Raw genomic sequence first — 15,221 nt, forward strand, 5'->3', positions numbered from 1 at the left:
AGGTCGTGCGAGACGAAGAGATACGCCAGCCCCAGCTCGTCCTTCAGCCGCTGCAGCAGATCGAGCACCCCCGCCTGGACGGAGACGTCCAGCGCGGACACCGGCTCGTCCAGCACGAGCAGTTCCGGCTCGACGGACAGCGCGCGGGCGAAGCCGATCCGCTGCCGCTGCCCGCCGGAGAACTCGTGCGGGTACCGCTCCGCGTCCGCCGGATCGAGCCCGACCTGCGCCAGCAGCTCCCGTACCCGGCGCCCGGCCACGGCCCGGCCGGCGCCCTGCGTCCGCAGCGGCTCGGCGACGACGTCCCCGACCGGCATCCGGGGATCGAGCGAGGCCATCGGGCCCTGGAAGACGATCTGGATCCGCCGGCGCAGCGCCCTGGCCTCCGCCTTGCCCAGCGTGCCCGGCTGCTGCCCGAACAACTCGATCGAGCCGCCCTCCGGCCGGGCCAGTTCCAGCAGTTCGAAGAGGGTCGTCGACTTCCCGGACCCCGACTCGCCGACCAGCGCGAGCGTCTCGCCCCGCCGCACCTCCAGATCGACGCCGTCCACGGCGTACACGGTGCCGACGCGGCGCCGGAAGGCGGTGCCCTTGAGGACGGGGAAGGTGCGGGTCAGTCCGCGCACCCTGAGCACCGGCTCCCCGCTGCCCGGCCGGGGCCGGCGCGTCGCGTCGAGGCGGGGCACCGCAGCCAGGAGTTCCCTGGTGTAGGGCTCGCGGGGCCGCCGGAAGACGTCGTCCACGGTGCCCTGCTCGACGACCCGCCCGTCGCGCATCACGGCGACCCGGTCGGCCGTCCCGGCGATGACCCCGAGGTCGTGGCTGACCAGCAGCAGCGCCGCCCCGGTCGCCTGCCGGGCGGTCCGCAGCACGTCCAGGACCTGGGCCTGGATGGTGACGTCGAGGGCGGTGGTCGGTTCGTCGGCGAGGATCAGGTCGGGGTCGTTGGCCATCGCCATGGCGATCATCGCGCGCTGGCGCATGCCGCCGGAGAACTCGTGCGGGAACGACCTGGCGCGCAGGGCGGGCTCCGGGATCCCGACCAGGTCGAGGAGTTCGACGGCACGCTCGGCCGCCCGCTCCCGGGACACGTCCTGGTGGGCGCGTACGGCCTCGGCGATCTGGTCGCCGATCCGGTAGACGGGCGTGAACGCGGAGAGCGGATCCTGGAAGACCATGGCGACGCGGCGGCCGCGGATCCGGGTCAACTCCCGGTCGGGCAGGCCGAGAAGCTCGGTTCCGTCCAGTCGTACGGAACCGCGCACGGCCGCGTTGCCGGGCAGCAGGCCGAGGACGGCCAGGGCGGTCGCGGACTTCCCGGACCCCGACTCCCCGACGAGACCCAGGACTTCACCCCGGCGCACGGTCAGGCGGACCTCGCGCACCGCCGGACGTCCGTCGAAGTCGACGTCCAGACCGGCCACTTCGAGCAGGGGCGTGGTGCTCATCGGGTTCCTCCCCGGGCGGTCGGGTCCAGTGCGTCCCGCAGGCCGTCGCCCACCAGGTTCACGGCCAGCACGAACAGCACCAGCAGCCCGGCGGCGAAGAAGAACATCCAGGGATACGTCACCGCCGCGCTCGTCCCGGAGGCGATCAGGGTGCCCAGGGACACGTCGGGCGGCTGGACGCCGAAGCCGAAGTAGGACAGCGCGGTCTCGCTCATCACGGCGCCGCCGACCTGGATGGTCGCGTCGATGATGAGGAAGGAGGCGATGTTGGGCAGGATGTGCCGCCAGATGATCCGGAAGGGGCCCACGCCCATGAAGCGGGCGGCGCGCACGAACTCACGCTCCTTGAGGGACAGGGTCATGGACCGCACCACCCGTGCGGTGATCATCCAGCCGAAGACGGCGAGCAGCCCGACGAAGGCGAACCAGCCGCCGGAGCGCAGTCTGGGCGAGATGATCGCGATGACCAGGAAGGAGGGGAAGACCAGCAGCAGGTCGACGAAGAACATCAGCAGCCGGTCGGCCCAGCCCCCGAAGTAGCCCGCGCAGGCACCGACCAGCGAGGCGAGGCCGGTGGCGAGCACGGCCACCAGCAACCCGATGACCAGGGACTTCTGGAGTCCGCGCACGGTCTGCGCGAACACGTCCTGGCCGATCCGGTTCGTCCCCCACCAGTGGTCGGTGCTGGGCGCGGCACGCAGCGCGGTGTAGTCGATGTGGCTGTACGACCACGGGGTGACGAACGGGCCGGCGAAGGCCAGCAGGAAGAGCAGCAGGAGGACGACGGCGCCGGCGAGGGCGGTGCGGTCGCGCAGGAAGCGGCGCAGGACGACGGTGCCGCGGCCGGCCGGGGCCTTGTCCGGGACCGCCTTTTCGGGGCCCTCCGGTTCGAGGCCCTCCGGGGGTGTTTCGAGAGCGGTACTCATGACGCCTGCCGGATGCGCGGGTCGAGGGCGGCGTGCAGCAGGTCGGCGAGGAAGCCGGACAGGAGCACGGTGACGGCGGCGAAGACGTTGACGGCGACGACCGAGTTGACGTCGTTCTTGCCGATGGAGTCGATGAACCACTCGCCCATGCCGTGCCAGCCGAAGATCGTCTCGGTGAAGGTGGCGCCGGTGAACAGGGCGAGGAAGCCGTAGGAGAAGTAGGTCGACATGGGGATGAGGGCGGTGCGCAGCCCGTGCTTGAGCAGCACCGTCCGCCGCCCCAGCCCCTTCGCCCGCGCGGTGCGCAGATAGTCGGAGCCGAGGACGTCGAGCATGGTGTTGCGCTGGTAGCGGCTGTAGCTCGCGACGGCGAAGAGGGCGACGGAGAGGGTGGGCAGCAGGAGGTGTACGGAGCGGTCCTTCAGGATCGTCCAGAAACCGCCGGTCAGGCCGGGGCTCTTCTCCCCCGTGAACTGGATGAGATCGGTGCCGGTGCTCTGGTTGAACCAGATCGCGCCGGTCTTGAGCAGGATGGCCAGCAGGAACACGGGCGTGGAGAGCAGTGCGAAGGAGGCGACGGTGACCGCGCGGTCGCTGAGCCGGTACTGCCGTACGGCCGTCCAGGCGCCGGCCAGGACGCCCGCGACCGTGCCGAGGACGGTGCCGGCCAGCAGCAGCCGCAGGCTGACGCCGAGCCGGCGGCCGAACTCGGCGTTGACGGAGGTGCCGTCGATGGTCTGCCCGAGGTCGCCGCGCACCGCGTGGCCCGCCCAGTGCAGGAAACGGGAGAGCAGCGGGTCGTGGTCGTTGACGCCGATCTCGGTCAGGTGATGGTTCACCGAGGCCGCGGGGATCGGCGGTTGCCGCCCGGCGTAGTACGCGCGCGGGTCGAGCGCGAGGGACGCCAGCAGGTAGGAGAGGCAGACGGCGGCCAGCAGCAGCACGGCGTAGTAGCCGAGGCGTTTGGCCAGGTAGGCAGGCACAGAAGAAATGGTGTAGTCCTCCTGTTGCCACATCATGAAGAGAACATGTCAGAAATCCGGGAGGTCTCCCCCGGCGGTCACGGCCCGTTCTACGTTCGGCGCATCCGCTCCCGTTCTCCGCGAAGGAACCCCCACATGCGCCCGCCCCTGCGCTCCACCACCGCCACTGCCTGGCTCGCCGCCACCGCGGCGACGGCGTTGCTGGTGACCGGCTGCGGCTCCTCGGACGACGGCAAACCCGTCGCCCAGAAGAGCGCGGCCCCGGCCGGCAGCCAGCAGATCAACGCCCATCCGCTGAGCGACATCAAGCAGGGCGGCACCCTCAAGCTGCCCATCTCGCAGTGGATCGCCGACTTCAACCGCTACACCGCCAACGGCAACCAGGGCGACGCCGCCGATATCAACGAGCTGGTCGAACCCGACCTGTTCGACGCGGACGCCCAGGGCGACAGCCACGTCAACAAGAACTTCCTCAGCTCCGCCGAGGTCACCTCGACCAGCCCGCAGACGGTCGTCTACAAGCTCAACCCGAAGGCCCGGTGGTCCGACGGAAAGTCCCTGAGCTGGCGCGACTTCAAAGCCGTATGGCAGGCGCAGAACGGGAAGAACAAGGCGTACGAGGCCGCCGACACCTCCGGATACGAGCAGATCACCACCGTCGAGCAGGGCGCCGACGCCCACCAGGTCAAGGTCGTCTTCGCCGGCCCGTACGCCGACTGGCAACGGCTGTTCGACCCGCTGCTGCCGGCCACCGCGATCGACACACCCGACAAGTTCAACAAGGGCTGGACCGAGAAGATCCCGGTCACCGGCAACGCCTTCAAGATCTCGTCGTACGACAGGACAGCGCAGACGATCACGGCGGTGCCCGATCCGCACTGGTGGGGGACGAAGCCCAAGCTGGACTCGATCGTCTTCCGCGCGCTGGACTACACGGCTTGGACGGACGCCTACCTCAACAAGGAGATCGACTACGCCTCCGCGATCCTCCCCGAGGACTACAAGCGGCTCAGCAAGGCGGCCGGCACCGACATCCGGGTCGGCGCCCGCTGGGACGAGGTGCACATCGAGATCAACGGCGCACACGGGCCGCTCAAGGACGTCCGGGTCCGCCAGGCCCTCCAGCACGCCATCGACCGCAAGGCCATCGCCACCGCCTTCGGCAAGGACCTCCCCGTCGAACTGAAGACGTACGGCAACCACTTCTTCATGCCCAACCAGGCCGGCTACCAGGACAACTCCGGCGGCTACGCCACATACGACCTGAAGAAGGCGGGCGAACTGCTGGACGCGGCGGGCTGGAAGCTCCAGGGCGACAAGCGCGTCAAGGACGGCAGGCAGCTCACCCTCGGCTACACGCTCAGCGCCGGTTCCACCTCCGCGCAGGTCGACCAGTCCGAGCTGGTCCAGGCGCAGCTGGCGCAGGCCGGCATCAAGGTCGACATCCAGAAGGTGCCGAGCGACGACTACTTCTCGAAGTACGTCACCATCGGCAACTTCGACCTGACCAGCTTCCGCTGGGTCGACCAGACGTTCCGTTCCCAGGCGTACCCGATCTACCGGCAGCCTTCGGGCAAGAACCTCTACGAGAACTACGGCTCGGTGGGCTCACCGGAGATCGACGCGCTGCTGACGAAGGCGGGCGGGACCACGGACACGGCCGCCGCGAACAAGCTGTACAACGAGGCCGACGCGAAGATCTGGGCGCTGGGCCACTCCATCCCGCTCTACCAGCGCCCGCAGGTGCTGGCGGTCCGCTCCGACCTGGCGAACTTCGGCGCGACCGGACTGGCCTCCGACGACTACACGAAGGTGGGCTGGCTCAAATAGCCCTGTCCGGCAGGGTCCTGTCCTGCACGGGCTGCCGGTGGAGGGCTCCGCGGACCAGGTCCGCCACCGCGCCGTCCACCGGGGGCGCGGCCACGCAGGACAGGGCGAGCCGTACGGCCAGCTCGCAGGAGCGGGCCAGCTCGCCGTCCGTCCTGACCGCGCCGGTCCCGGAGAGCACGGCCACCGCCCGGTCCCGCACCATCTGCACGAAGTCGCCGGGTGAGGGCAGCGGCCCGTCCGCCCGGCGCTGCGCGGGCACCGCGGAGGAGGACGGCACGGCGGAGAGCGTCGGCGCGGGCAGCCGCTCGCTCCAGCAGCCGGTGAGCATGGCCCGTACGAGCGCGTTCTCGCGGGCCGTGGAGGTCATCCACTCGGCGGTCGCGGTGAGCCGCTCGCGCGCCTCGGCATGGCTCCCCAACGCCCGTTCGACCCCGGCGAGATACCCGTCGGCCTCCCGGCGCACCAGCGCCCTCGCCAGGCCTTCCTTGCTGCCGAACTCGTTGTACAGCGTCTGCCGGGACACCCCGGCCACGGCCGCCACGTCGACCATCCGCACGGCAGCCCACGGCCGGCGCGCAAGCGCCGCGTACGCGGCGTCGAGAAGGGATTCCCGGGCTGCAGGCATCATCGCCTCCCTGGGGCGAGCGACTCTGCGCCCAGATTTGACGCGCACGAATCCACTGTCAAGGGTTCGCGAAGGCATCGGGGGGCGCCCTTCGGCCAACACACGCTGGCGCGCCACGCGCCTGCCACGGGCGTACCGCAGGCGTACCGAGGTCGCGGCCCGATCACTTGCCGGCATCACCCGGCCTCCCCTTGTAGCCCCACCCCCACCCCTGCAGATACCGTTCGTCACATGCCGGACTACCTCGATGACCTGCGTCTCGCCCACGTGCTCGCGGACGCGGCCGACGCCGTCACCATGGACCGCTTCAAGGCCCTCGACCTCAAGGTCGAGACCAAGCCGGACCTGACCCCGGTGAGTGAGGCGGACAAGGCCGCCGAGGAGCTGATCCGCAGCCAGTTGCAACGCGCCCGTCCGCGGGACGCGATCCTCGGCGAGGAGTACGGCATCGAGGGCACCGGCCCGCGCCGCTGGGTGATCGACCCGATCGACGGCACCAAGAACTACGTGCGCGGCGTCCCGGTCTGGGCGACCCTGATCTCCCTGATGGAGGCGGCCGAGGGCGGCTACCAGCCGGTCGTCGGCGTGGTCTCCGCGCCCGCGCTGGGCCGTCGCTGGTGGGCCGCAAAGGGGCACGGCGCCTTCTCCGGCCGCAGTCTGTCCTCGGCGACCCGCCTGCACGTCTCCAGGGTCTCGAAACTGGCCGACGCGTCCTTCGCGTACTCCTCGCTGGGCGGCTGGGAGGAGCGGGGGCACCTGAACGGGTTCCTGGACCTCACCCGCGACGTCTGGCGCACGCGCGCGTACGGCGACTTCTGGCCGTACATGATGGTCGCCGAGGGGTCCGTGGACATCTGCGCCGAGCCGGAGCTCTCGCTGTGGGACATGGCGGCCAACGCGATCGTGGTGACGGAGGCCGGCGGCACCTTCACCGGCCTCGACGGCCGTCCGGGCCCGCACAGCGGCAACGCGGCCGCGTCCAACGGCCTGCTCCACGACGAGCTGCTGTCGTACCTCGCCCAGCGTTACTGAAACAGTCTTCTGAGGCACAACGGGGCTGAACGGGGTTACCGACCCCGGCACATATGAGCGCGTGCGCCCTCAATTGGATGCACGCACCCCCTTGTTGACCCTCGCTTTACCTGCCACCCTGAGAGAACCCTCACTTGTGCATTTGTGAATCGCCGCACTATCCCGGCGGTTCCCTAGGAGGTGGCACCCTTCATGCTCGTCCGCGACGCCATGAGCACGGTGGTCCTCACCGTCGGCCCCGCCCACACCCTCCGCCAGGCAGCCGCCCTGATGTCCGCGCGCCGCGTGGGCGCGGCGATCGTCCACGACCCGGACGCCGGTGGCATCGGAATCCTCACCGAACGGGACATCCTCAACTCCGTGGGCCTCGGCCAGAACCCGGACACGGAGCCCATCCACGCCCACACCACCAACGACGTCGTGTTCGCCACCCCGACCTGGACGCTGGAGGAGGCGGCCCGGGCGATGGCCCACGGCGGCTTCCGCCATCTGATCGTCCTGGACGGCGGCGAACCGGCCGGCATCGTCTCGGTCCGCGACATCATCCGCTGCTGGGCCCCGGCCCGCGCACCGCAACCCGTGTAGCGGCCCCTACGGGCATGCCGAACGGGCCGGACCCCGACCTCCCGGGGATCCGGCCCGCCCGCTCACGACAAGCGGTCCAGTACTGGAATGTCAGCCACGCAGGGCCTGGACCGCGGCCTCCAGCCGCTTGCCGAAGTCTCCGTCGGCCTGACGGAAGTTGCCGATCGCGCGCTCGGCGATGTCGTCGCGCGACACCTTGGCGATGAAGCCGGCCAGGTTCCCGATCAGCCGCTCCTGCTCGTCCGCGGACATCAGGCGGTAGAGGTTGCCCGCCTGTACGAAGTCGTCGTCCTCGGCGTGCACGGGTGTGGGGTGGTTGCCGGTGCCGCCGGCGAGACCGTCGTACGGCTGCCACAGCGGACGACCGGTCTGCGCCGGTCCGCCGAAGCTGTTCGGCTCGTAGTTCTTCGCGCCGCCGTGCCGGCCGTCGTACAGGGAGCCGTCGCGGGAGTAGGTGCGCGCCTCGACGGCGTGCGGGCGGTTGACCGGCAGGTGGTCGGCGTTGATGCCCACGCGGTAGCGGTGCGCGTCGCCGTAGGCGAAGAGGCGGCCCTGGAGCATCTTGTCGGGGGACGGGCCGATGCCGGGCACGAAGTGCGCCGGGGAGAAGATCGACTGTTCGACCTCGGCGAAGACGTTCTGCGGGTTGCGGTTCAGCTCCAGCCTGCCGATCTCGATCGGCGGGTAGTCCTCGTGCGGCCACACCTTGGTGAGGTCGAACGGGTTGAAGCGGTAGGTCGCCGCCTCCGCCGCCGGCATGATCTGCACCTGCACGGTCCAGGTCGGGAAGTCCCCGCGCTCGATGGCCTCGCGCAGGTCGCGCTGGTGGCTGTCGGGGTCCGCGCCCGCGAGCCTGTCGGCCTCGGCCTGGGTGAGGTTCCTGATCCCCTGGTCGGTCTTGAAGTGGTACTTGACCCAGAAGACCTCGCCGGCCGCGTTGTTCCACTGGTAGGTGTGCGAGCCGTAGCCGTTCATGTGGCGGTACGACGCCGGGATGCCGCGGTCGCCGAACAGCCAGGTCACCTGGTGTGTGGCCTCGGGGCTGAGCCCCCAGAAGTCCCAGACGTTGTCCGCCTCCTGGCTGCCCGTGTACGGGTCGCGCTTCTGGGTGTGGATGAAGTCGGGGAACTTGATGGCGTCCTTGATGAAGAACACCGGGGTGTTGTTGCCGACGAGGTCGTAGTTGCCCTCCTCGGTGTAGAACTTCAGCGCCCAGCCGCGCGGGTCGCGCACGGCGTCGGCGGAACCGAGGTTGCCGGCCACGGTCGAGACCCGCAGGAACGTCTCGGTCTGCTTGCCGACCTCGGAGAGGAAGGCGGCACGCGTGTACGGCGTGACGTCGGCGGTCACCGTGAAGGTGCCGTAGGCGCCCGCACCGCGCGCGTGCACCACACGCTCCGGGATGCGCTCACGGTTGAAGTGGGCGAGCTTCTCCAGCAGGAGCTGGTCCTGGACCAGGACCGGACCGCCGATGCCCGCGGTCTCGCTGTTCTGGTTGTCGGCCACCGGCGCCCCCGCCTCCGTGGTCAACGGCCCCTGCGTCACACCTGTCTCCTGCGTCATTTCCCACCATTCCTGTCACTTTGCTGGCCCCGAACTCGATCCTACATTGGACTAAGTCCAAGTCAAGCAGAGATCCAAAGTCACACCTGTTCGGAAAAAGGGGCCCTGGCTGTTAGGCTGAATGCCATGAGTGACCTTCTGGAACGGCTGCGTGGACGCGGATGGCGGATGACCGCGCAGCGACGCGTCGTGGCCGAGGTCCTGGACGGCGAGCACGTCCACATGACGGCCGACGAGGTCCACGCCAAGGCCGTCGACAAGCTGCCCGAGATCTCCCGGGCGACCGTGTACAACACGCTGGGCGAGCTGGTCTCGCTCGGTGAGGTCATCGAGGTCTCGACGGACAAGCGCGCCAAGCGGTACGACCCGAACGCGCACCGGCCGCACCATCACCTGGTCTGCGCCCGCTGCGGCTCGATCCGCGACGTCCACCCGACCGGCAACCCGATGGCCGACCTCCCCGCCTCGGAGCGCTTCGGCTTCACGGTCTCCGACGTCGAGGTGACGTACCGCGGCCTGTGCCCGGACTGCGCGGCAGCCGCCTGACGAACATTCCCGAAGGCTCCGGCACTCGTCACTCGTGATGAGCGCCGGGGCCTTCGTCGTACCCTGCGGGCCTCCGGAGCACCCAGAACACCCGGGCACCCGGGCACCCGGGCACAAAAACCGAGGGCCGGAGTCCGTTTCCGGACTCCGGCCCTCGGCCTTCAGTAGCGGGGACAGGATTTGAACCTGCGACCTCTGGGTTATGAGCCCAGCGAGCTACCGAGCTGCTCCACCCCGCGTCGATGAACTGAACACTACGTGAGGGAAGCGGACAGAAGCAAATCAATACCGGTTAGCCCATCTGACCTGCGGAAACACCCGGCCTATGCCGACAGCTCCTCCCGCAGCGCGTCCCGGAGCCGCCCCGCCCGCTCGGTCACCTCGGCCGGACCCAGCGCCACCGCCCGGTCGGCCCACCGCTGTCCCTCCGCCAGCTCGCCACGACGCGCGTAGACCAGGGCAAGCCGCAACGCCGCCCGCCCGTGCCCCGCGTCGGCGGCCCGCTCCCACCACACGGCCGCCTCCGGTTCGCTCCCCTCCCGGGCCAGCAGCAGCCCGAGGTTGAACGCGCCGTTGCGCGACCCGGCCTCGGCCGCCGCCCGGTACCAGCGCGCCGCCTCCACCACGTCCCCGCGCGCCGCGGCCAGCATCCCGACCCGCACCTGGGCCCGCCGGTGCCCCTGCGAGGCGGCCCGCTCGTACCACTCCTCGCACTCGGTCTTCACGTTCAGGGACGACTCCCCGAGTTCGTGCTCGGACACCGGCGGCCGGCGCGCGTCGAGGACGGCGGCGAGCCGGTAGGCGGCCTCGGCACTGCCCCCGCCCGCCGCACACCGCAGATGGCGCTCGGCGGCGGCCTCGTCGCCCTCGCGCAGCCGCGCGATGCCGACCTGCAGCGCCGCCTCCGTGTGCCCGGCGGCGGCCGCCTGCTCGTAGCAGCGCAGCGCGACCCGCTCCTCGCCCCGTCCGGCGTAGAGAATCCCCAGGTTGAACGCGGCGTCCACGCTCCCCGCCTCCGCGGCCTTGGAGAACCACGGCTCGGCGCCGCTCGTGTCACCGACCTGGAGCAGCAGGATGGCGAGCGCGTTCGCGGCCTCGCGGTGCCCCGCGTACGCGGCCCGCCGGTACCACTGCTCGGCCTGCGCGGTCCGCCCCTGCTCGGCACAGAGCAGCCCGAGGTTGTACGCCCCGTTGTCGTCGCCGGCGTCCATCGCCGCCCGGTACCAGCGCTCTGCGGTCTGCGTCTCGCCGCGCTCGGCGTGCAGCGCGCCGAGCGCGTTCGCCGCGTTGCCGTCGCCGTCCTGCGCGGCCCGCAGCCACCACACGGCGGCGCTCTCGGTGTCCCCTGCGTCGCGCAGCAGGAAGCCGAGCGCGCAGGCGGCCCGGGCCTCGCCGTCCTTGGCGGAGGTCAGGTACCAGCGCCCGGCCTCCCTGAGCTCGCCGCGCCGCTCCAGGATCGCGCCGAGGTGCAGCGCGGCCCTGCGGTGCCCGCGTGCGGCGGCCTGCCGGTACCACTGCTCGGCCTCGTCGGTCTCCGGAGCCCCGGTCGGAGTCTCCATGTCGACACCGTTGTCGGGCCCGGTCTCGCCCTCGCCCACGGCCGCCCTGCGGTCGAGCGCGCGCGCCAGCCGGTACGCCGCCTCGCGGTGCCCCCGCTCGGCGGCGGCCCGCATCCACTGTCCGGCGTCCGCGTCCCCCCGGTGCTCCAGCAGGTCGGCCAGCGCGTAGGCGCCGAGCGCGTGGCCCTGCTCGGCGGACTGGCGCAGCCAGTACTCGGCGGCGGGTTCGTCGCCGCGTTCGCGGTGGTGGCGGCCCAGCGCGTGGGCGGCGGCCGCGGATCCGGCGACGGCGGCGATCCGCCACCAGCCGGCCGCCTCGTCCGGGTAGCCGCGCTGGTGCAGCAGGACACCCAGGTTGTTCGCGGCGGCCCGGTCACCGGCGGCGGTGGCCGCGCGCAGCTGGGGCTCGGCTCCGTCGAGGTCGCCACGGCGCAGCAGCATGGCGCCGAGCACACTCATCGACTCGACGTCACCTGCCTCGGCCTGGAGCCGGCGGCGCGCCTCCTCGGCGGCCTCGGCTGCCTCGTCGCGGGTCGGCTCCTCGCCCGAAGGCTGCACAAATCGCCCTGTCTCGAACAGAGTTGCCTTGTCCCCCATAACGTTCATCGTCGCACCACCTGCAACCTGGGTACACCACGTATACCGCAGACCGTGAGGTCACTTCAGCGTTTTGTCGACATGCCCACAGAACGACAAGTCAAACACATCTCCGCCAACTCCCCACAGCGGCGCGGCGACCCCGTCCATCGGTACATGCGTTCGCCGCCCGTCCGGACACCGGTAGCCGTTCGTCCGGACACCGGGAGCCGCCCGGCCGGGGAGCGCTGAACCTGCCCCGGGACACACGAAGGCCCGGATCCAAAAGGACCCGGTCCTTCGATTCCAGTAGCGGGGACAGGATTTGAACCTGCGACCTCTGGGTTATGAGCCCAGCGAGCTACCGAGCTGCTCCACCCCGCGCCGTTGTGTCTCAACCGTACCACGGCGCGGAGCCGGTTCGATCATCCGCTCTGGATCACCTGCTCTTGATCACCTGCTCTTGGTCATCCACTGGGACTGCTGCTCGCGGTGGCACTCGGACTGGCACTGGCACTGGGGCTGGGGCTGGGGCTGGGACTGCTGCTCGACGTCGTGCCCCCACCGGTCTTGCCGGCCTTGGACTGTGCCTCCTCGGCCCGCTTGAGCGCGTCCTGCAGCTCGTCCTGCGCCTTGCCGTACGCCGTCCAGTCACCCTTCTTCAGGGCCTCCTGGCCCGCCTCGAAGGCCTTCTGGGCGTCGTTCAGGGCCTCTTGGACCGTGGGGTTGCCGGACGTCGGTGGTGCGGTCGTCCCGGTGTCCGAGGATCCCGTGTCCGAACTGTCCGTCCCGAACACCTTGTTGAGCGCCTCGTCGAGGGTGTTCTCGAAGGCGGTCCTGCCCTCGTAGGTCACCAGAACCTTGCGCAGCAGCGGGTACTTGACCCCGGCACCGCGCACGTAGACGGGCTCCGCGTACAGCAGGCCGCCGTCCAGCGGCACGGTCAGCAGATTGCCGTACTCCACCTCGGAGTCGCCGCCCTTGAGGAGTTTGATGGCGGCGGCGATGTCCTGTTCGGAGTTGAACTTGCTCTGGACCTGTTTGGGCCCGTCGACGGTCGTACTGGTCGGCAGTTTCAGGATTCTGATCTTGCCGTAGTCCTTGGACCCGGCCTCGGAGTCGACCGACATGAACGCACTGAGGTTGTCCCGGCCGTTGGGCGTGAACGTCGTCGACAGCGAGAACGCCTGCGCGCTCTGGTCGGGCATCTTCATGCTCAGGTAGTACGGCGGCACCGCGTCGCCCGAGTTGTTGGTCGGGTCGTCGGGCACCTGCCACACCTCGCTGCCGGTCAGGAACGTCTGGGCGTCCGTCACGTGGTAGCGGGTGAGCAGTTCGCGCTGGACCTTGAACAGGTCCTGCGGGTACCGGAGATGGTCCATCAGGTCCTGCGAGATGGCGCTCTTCGGCTGCACGGTGCCCGGGAAGGCCTTCATCCAGGTCTTCAGCACCGGGTCCTCGGTGTCCCACTGGTAGAGCTTGACCTCGCCGGTGTACGCGTCGACGGTCGCCTTCACCGAGTTGCGGATGTAGTTGACCTGGTTCTGCTGGGCGACCACCGCGCGCGAGTTGTTGGTCGCGGTCAGCGAGTCGGCCGTCGTGTCACCGAGGGTCGTACGCGAGGCGTAGGGGTAGCCGTTCGACGTCGTGTACGCGTCGACGATCCACTGGATACGGCCCTTCACCACGGCCGGGTAGGCGTCGCCGTCGATGGTCAGCCAGGGGGCGACCGCCTCCACGCGCTCCTTGGGCGTGCGGTTGTACAGGATCCGCGAACCCTTGCCGATCGCGCCGGAGTACAGGATCTGCGGTTCGTTGAACGCCACCGCGTACGCGGCCCGGTTGATCGGGCTGGAGAGGCTGACCCCGCTCTTGCCCTCGTAACTGGTGGTCTTCTCGCCGTTGTCGTCGGAGTAGTCGATCTCCTTCTGGGGACCGCCGACGATCGAGTACGTGGTCGTCTTCTCGCCGTAGTAGACACGCTGCTGGTACGTGCCCAGGGAGCCCGTGGACGGCAGGTCGGACTCGGTGAAGACCGGCTGGCCCTGGTCGTCGGCCTCGGTGCCCTTGGCGGCGACCACGCCGTAGCCGTGGGTGTAGCGGAAGTGGTCGTTGATCCAGTTGTTCTTCGGGATGCCGGCCAGGTTCAGCTCGCGCAGCCCGATGACGGTGTCCTGGACCTTGCCGTCCTTGGTGTAGCGGTCCACGTCCAGGTTGGTCGGGAACGCGTAGTAGTTCCGCATCTGCTGGAGCTGCTGGAACGTGGGCGACACGATGTTCGGGTCCATGATCCGGAGGCTCGCCGTGGTGTCGACGTCGTCCCGGAGCTTGGCCTTGTCCGTGGTGGTGCTCTTGCCCGTGTACTCGGTGACCTGGGTGTCGTCGATTCCGTACGCCTCGCGGGTCGCCTTGAGGTTCTTCTGGACGTACGGGGCTTCCTTGGCCTGCTCGTTGGGCTGGACCTGGAACTTCTGGACGATCGCCGGGTAGAGGCCGCCGATGAGGATCGCGGACAGGACCATCAGGCCGAAGCCGATGACGGGCAGCTGCCAGGTGCGCCGCCACAGGGTGGCGAAGAACAGCAGCGCGCAGATGACGGCGATGCAGAACAGGATCGTCTTGGCCGGCAGATACGCGTTCGCGTCGACGTACCGCAGTCCGGTCCAGTTGTCGGTGGCCTTGAAGTCGCTGGACTTGACGGCGAGTCCGTAGCGGTCGAGCCAGTAGGCGACCGCCTTGAGGGCGACGAAGATGCCGAGCAGCACCGACAGGTGGCCGGTCGCGGCACCGGTGGCGCGCGCGCCGGGACTGGTGACGCGCAGCCCGCCGTACAGGTAATGGGTGAGCGCGGCGGCGATCAGGGAGAGGATCGCGGTGGCGAAGCCGAACCCCAGCAGGAAGCGGTACCAGGGCAGGTCGAAGGCGTAGAAGGAGACGTCGAGGTGGAACTGCGGGTCCTTCTGGTGGAAGGGGACGCCGTTGACCCACATCAGCCAGGTGCGCCACTGGCCGGCCGCGGAGGCGCCGGCGATCAGCCCGACCAGCGCGGTGACCGCGAGCAGCAGCCACTTCTTGTACGGCGCGATGCCCATCCGGTAGCGGTCGAGACTCTGCTGCTCCATGGACATGGCGCTCAGCGGGGGCCGCAGCCGGTGCGCCAGCCAGATGTTGAAGCCCACGGCGGCCGCCATCAGCAGGCCGAAGACGGAGAACAGCCCGATCTTGGTCCACAGGGTGGTGGTGAACACCGAGGAGTAGTGAACCGACCGGTACCAGAGCCAGTCCGTCCAGAAGCCCGCGAACATGGTGAACGCCATGCCGAGCACGGCAAGGACGCCCAGTGTCAGGAGCAGGGTCCGGACCCGCCGGGACGGACGTCCGGTCGCTCTGATCCGTGGCCCCGTCGGGCCTCCGCCGCGGTCCGGCATCTGGAAAGCCAAGGTGCGCACCTCGAAGTCGCTGTTGATCCGCTGTTGATCCGCTTTTGTTCCGTCAGACCCTCGTGTTCGGGGGCCGTCGGTGGCCCCCCGTGATCGCGAGGCCACACC

Annotated in this window: 11 protein-coding genes and 2 tRNA genes; 4 read left to right on the forward strand and 9 right to left on the reverse strand. The window is 69.9% G+C overall.

The window, feature by feature from the left end:
- The 3 genes from KVT45_RS38140 to KVT45_RS38150 form a co-directional block, all read right to left on the reverse strand.
- Positions 1–1,448, reverse strand: a 1,448-nt coding sequence (locus tag KVT45_RS38140; RefSeq protein WP_217553777.1) for an ABC transporter ATP-binding protein, incomplete at its 3' end; no start/stop codon positions are given.
- Complete coding sequence (locus KVT45_RS38145; protein WP_217553778.1) at positions 1,445–2,374, reverse strand: ABC transporter permease; 930 nt, start codon at positions 2,372–2,374, stop codon at positions 1,445–1,447. The genes KVT45_RS38145 and KVT45_RS38140, both read right to left, overlap by 4 nt.
- Complete coding sequence (locus KVT45_RS38150; RefSeq protein ID WP_217553874.1) at positions 2,371–3,357, reverse strand: ABC transporter permease; 987 nt, start codon at positions 3,355–3,357, stop codon at positions 2,371–2,373. The genes KVT45_RS38145 and KVT45_RS38150 overlap by 4 nt, the downstream gene beginning before the upstream one ends.
- A gap of 135 nt (positions 3,358–3,492) precedes the next feature.
- Between KVT45_RS38150 and KVT45_RS38155 the strand changes: the two genes are divergently transcribed.
- Positions 3,493–5,187: an ABC transporter family substrate-binding protein gene (locus tag KVT45_RS38155; protein WP_254647963.1), complete on the forward strand. Its 1,695-nt coding sequence runs from the start codon at positions 3,493–3,495 to the stop codon at positions 5,185–5,187.
- Here KVT45_RS38155 and KVT45_RS38160 read toward each other — a convergent pair.
- Positions 5,180–5,815: a TetR/AcrR family transcriptional regulator gene (locus KVT45_RS38160; protein WP_217553779.1), complete on the reverse strand. Its 636-nt coding sequence runs from the start codon at positions 5,813–5,815 to the stop codon at positions 5,180–5,182. The two genes, KVT45_RS38155 and KVT45_RS38160, sit on opposite strands and share 8 nt — an antisense overlap.
- A gap of 228 nt (positions 5,816–6,043) precedes the next feature.
- On the opposite strand from KVT45_RS38160, the gene hisN reads away from it, so the two are divergent.
- Together hisN and KVT45_RS38170 are read left to right on the forward strand one after the other, a co-directional pair.
- Entirely contained in the window at positions 6,044–6,844 is an 801-nt protein-coding gene (gene hisN, locus KVT45_RS38165) for a histidinol-phosphatase (RefSeq protein WP_217553780.1), read from the forward strand.
- A 192-nt stretch (positions 6,845–7,036) separates the two neighbouring features.
- Positions 7,037–7,429, forward strand: a complete 393-nt coding sequence (locus tag KVT45_RS38170) for a cyclic nucleotide-binding/CBS domain-containing protein (RefSeq protein WP_089098874.1) — start codon at positions 7,037–7,039, stop codon at positions 7,427–7,429.
- Between the two features lie 90 nt (positions 7,430–7,519).
- On the opposite strand, the gene KVT45_RS38175 is transcribed toward KVT45_RS38170, so the two are convergent.
- Complete coding sequence (locus KVT45_RS38175; protein ID WP_217553781.1) at positions 7,520–8,992, reverse strand: catalase; 1,473 nt, start codon at positions 8,990–8,992, stop codon at positions 7,520–7,522.
- A gap of 126 nt (positions 8,993–9,118) precedes the next feature.
- On the opposite strand from KVT45_RS38175, the gene KVT45_RS38180 reads away from it, so the two are divergent.
- Positions 9,119–9,538 carry a Fur family transcriptional regulator gene (locus tag KVT45_RS38180; protein WP_217553782.1) on the forward strand — a complete coding sequence of 140 codons (420 nt, stop codon included), beginning with the start codon at positions 9,119–9,121 and terminating at the stop codon, positions 9,536–9,538.
- A gap of 165 nt (positions 9,539–9,703) precedes the next feature.
- Here the strand turns inward: KVT45_RS38180 and KVT45_RS38185 are convergent.
- From KVT45_RS38185 to KVT45_RS38200, 4 genes are all read right to left on the reverse strand, one after another.
- Positions 9,704–9,777, reverse strand: a tRNA-Met gene (locus KVT45_RS38185).
- Positions 9,778–9,861: 84 nt separating this feature from the next.
- The gene (locus KVT45_RS38190) at positions 9,862–11,703 is read right to left on the reverse strand and encodes a tetratricopeptide repeat protein (protein WP_217553783.1); all 1,842 of its coding nucleotides are present in this window, start codon (positions 11,701–11,703) and stop codon (positions 9,862–9,864) included.
- A 280-nt stretch (positions 11,704–11,983) separates the two neighbouring features.
- Positions 11,984–12,057: transfer RNA gene (locus KVT45_RS38195), tRNA-Met, on the reverse strand.
- A gap of 83 nt (positions 12,058–12,140) precedes the next feature.
- The gene (locus KVT45_RS38200; RefSeq protein ID WP_217553879.1) at positions 12,141–15,101 is read right to left on the reverse strand and encodes a UPF0182 family protein; all 2,961 of its coding nucleotides are present in this window, start codon (positions 15,099–15,101) and stop codon (positions 12,141–12,143) included.
- Between the last annotated feature and the right edge of the window lie 120 nt (positions 15,102–15,221).

The sequence above is a fragment of the Streptomyces sp. GbtcB6 genome (assembly GCF_019091475.1).
Lineage (GTDB): Bacteria > Actinomycetota > Actinomycetes > Streptomycetales > Streptomycetaceae > Streptomyces > Streptomyces hyaluromycini.

What these genes read in the sequence shown, in the direction of transcription:
- KVT45_RS38145 (WP_217553778.1), bottom strand. Translation starts at nt 2,374, where the DNA reads ATGAGTACCGCTCTCGAAACACCCCCGGAGGGCCTCGAACCGGAGGGC.
- KVT45_RS38170 (WP_089098874.1), top strand. Translation starts at nt 7,037, where the DNA reads ATGCTCGTCCGCGACGCCATGAGCACGGTGGTCCTCACCGTCGGCCCC.
- KVT45_RS38180 (WP_217553782.1), top strand. Translation starts at nt 9,119, where the DNA reads ATGAGTGACCTTCTGGAACGGCTGCGTGGACGCGGATGGCGGATGACC.
- KVT45_RS38175 (WP_217553781.1), bottom strand. Translation starts at nt 8,992, where the DNA reads ATGACGCAGGAGACAGGTGTGACGCAGGGGCCGTTGACCACGGAGGCG.
- hisN (WP_217553780.1), top strand. Translation starts at nt 6,044, where the DNA reads ATGCCGGACTACCTCGATGACCTGCGTCTCGCCCACGTGCTCGCGGAC.
- KVT45_RS38160 (WP_217553779.1), bottom strand. Translation starts at nt 5,815, where the DNA reads ATGATGCCTGCAGCCCGGGAATCCCTTCTCGACGCCGCGTACGCGGCG.
- KVT45_RS38200 (WP_217553879.1), bottom strand. Translation starts at nt 15,101, where the DNA reads ATGCCGGACCGCGGCGGAGGCCCGACGGGGCCACGGATCAGAGCGACC.
- KVT45_RS38190 (WP_217553783.1), bottom strand. Translation starts at nt 11,703, where the DNA reads ATGAACGTTATGGGGGACAAGGCAACTCTGTTCGAGACAGGGCGATTT.
- KVT45_RS38155 (WP_254647963.1), top strand. Translation starts at nt 3,493, where the DNA reads ATGCGCCCGCCCCTGCGCTCCACCACCGCCACTGCCTGGCTCGCCGCC.